General features: G+C 67.9%; 1 rRNA gene and 1 pseudogene. Both read left to right on the plus strand.

Annotated features, from left to right (window positions below):
- Nucleotides 1-26: 26 nt before the first annotated feature.
- A 5S ribosomal RNA gene (gene rrf / locus ON39_RS13115) occupies nt 27-143 on the plus strand.
- Between the two features lie 1,340 nt (nt 144-1,483).
- A pseudogene (locus ON39_RS47250) lies at nt 1,484-2,473 on the plus strand (tetratricopeptide repeat protein); the annotation flags it as partial.
- Between the last annotated feature and the right edge of the window lie 54 nt (nt 2,474-2,527).

The following is a 2,527-nucleotide window of genomic DNA, read 5'->3' on the forward strand; positions in this document are numbered from 1 at the left end:
TATCCCGTGTGACAGTTTCATAGAGTTACGGCGGCCATAGCGGCAGGGAAACGCCCGGTCCCATTCCGAACCCGGAAGCTAAGCCTGCCAGCGCCGATGGTACTGCACTCGACAGGGTGTGGGAGAGTAGGACACCGCCGGAACATCCTTCACGATAGGGGACCCAGATTCTGGGTCCCCTATCGTCGTTTCAGCACCTTGCTGTGCCTGGACGACGTTGCCGTGTCAAGCCCCCACCAAGACACGTGATTGAATTTGTGGGGCCCCCGACCACTCTTGCGGACCTCAGAAAGGGATCACCGTGTCGGAACAGAACGACGACCGGAAGTCCTTCCGGCGCGGCGAGGGATCCGATCGCCCCGCTCAGAACGGCGGTGGGGACCGCGGCGACTCGACCGGCAACCGCCCCGACCGCGAAAGCGGTCAGCGCGGCGGATTCAAACGAAGCAACAACACCAACGACCGTGACGTCGGCGGACGCGGCGGATACGAAGGCCGTGACGACTCCGGCAAGCGCGGCGGTTTCAAGCGCAGCGGTGATTCTGCCCCGCGCGGCGGCAGAGACGACCGCGGTTTCGACGACCGAGGAAACTCCGGCGGCTTCAACCGCCGTGGTGACGGCGACAACTCAGGCAGCGCCGCTCGCGGCGACTCCGATAGTCGCGGCTTCAACCGCTCTGGTAGTACCAGTGACCGCGGCGGTTTCAAGCGCAGCGGTGGCTCGGGTGACCGCGGTGAATTCAACCGCAGTAGCGACTCCGGCGATCGCGGCGGTTTCAAGCGCAGTGGCGGTTCGAGCGACCGTGGTGGGTTCAATCGCGGTGGTAGCGCCGGCGATCGTGGATTCAAGCGTGGTGATGATTCCGGTGATCGCGGTGGCTACAACCGTGGCGGCTCGGGCGGATTCAATCGCGGAAACGACGCAGGTGGTCGCGGTGACTACAGCGACCGCGGTGCGAATCGCGGCGGCGAATCCGCAGATCGCGGTGGGTTCAAGCGCAGCGGTGGCTCCGGCGACCGCAGTGGCTTCAATCGTGGCGGTACCTCGGGCGAGCGCGGCGGGTTCGACCGCAGCAGTAGCTCTGGTGGCTTCAATCGCAGCGGCGGTTCAAGCGATCGCGGTGGGAACCGCAGTGGCGACTCGGTCGGACGCGGTGGCTCCGGCCAGCGCGGAGATTCCGGCGACCGTGCGGATTTCAACCGTGGTGGCGGTTCCAGCGATCGTAGTGGATTCAACCGCGGCAGCGACTCGGGTGAGCGTGGCGGTTTCAACCGTGGCGGTGGCTCGGGTGACCGTGGTGGCTTCAACCGCGGTGGTGATTCCAGTGAGCGCGGCTTCAATCGCGGCAGTGACTCCGGTAGTCGTGGTGGCTTCGACCGTGGCAGTGACTCGGGCGATCGCGGCGGTTTCAACCGTGGCGGTGGCTCGGGCGATCGTGGCGGTTTCAATCGTGGTGGCTCGAGTGATCGCGGCGGTTTCGACCGTAGCGGTGGTTCCGGCGAGCGTGGCGGTTTCAATCGCGGTGGTTCCGGTGATCGCGGTGGGTTCAATCGTGGGGGCGATTCGGGCGGTCGTGGTGGTTTCGGTCGGGGTGGGGACTCGGGTGGTCAGCGGGATGCCGGCGATCGGGGTGGGTTCAAGCGTGGCGGGGACTCCGGTGGGTTCGAGCGGGCCGGGGATTCGCGGGGGTACGGGTCGGATGATCGGCGTCGTGGGGGCGAAGGCGCGCGTAGTGGGGTCGGCGGGGATCGGTCGCAGGACCGGCGTCCGGCGCGTCCCGACGAGCCCGATCTGCCCGATGATGTGCAGGCGACCGATCTGGAACCGGCCGTCCGCCGCGACCTGCTGAGCCTGGACAAGTCCAACGCGGAGTCTGTGGCCCGGCATCTGGTGATGGCCGCCAAGTTGATCGATGACGACCCGCGCCTGGCGCTCGCGCACGCTCGTGCCGCTCGGCAACGCGCCGGCCGCATCGCCGTGGTCCGCGAAACCGCCGGTGTCACCGCGTATCACGCGGGGGAGTGGGCCGAGGCGCTGTCCGAGCTGCGTACCGCGCGCCGGATGTCCGGCGGCTCCGGACTGCTCGCCGTGATGGCGGACTGTGAACGCGGCCTCGGTCGCCCCGAACGCGCCATCGAGCTCGGTCGCAGCGACGAGGCCCGCGCCCTGTCCGGCGACGAGGCCACCGAACTGCGGATCGTCGTTGCCGGCGCCCGTATGGACCTCGGTGAGTACGACCAGGCCGTAGTGACGCTGCAAACCTCCGAGCTCGACCCGTCCCGCACGGGCTCAGCCGCGGCCCGCCTCTTCTACGCCTATGCCGACGCTTTGGTAGCCGCAGGCCGCACCGATGAAGGCCTGACCTGGTTCCTCAACGCCGCCTCAGCCGACCTCGACGGCGAAACCGACGCAGAAGGACGCGCCGAAGAGCTCACCGGCGGCACCCACCCCGCCGACGACCTGGAACTCTGACTCCGCCCGACACAAGCGGGTTGCGCCCTGAACCGCCCGTCACAGGCGGTTCAG

The sequence above is a fragment of the Nocardia tenerifensis NBRC 101015 genome, from assembly GCF_000308715.1.
GTDB lineage: Bacteria > Actinomycetota > Actinomycetes > Mycobacteriales > Mycobacteriaceae > Nocardia > Nocardia tenerifensis.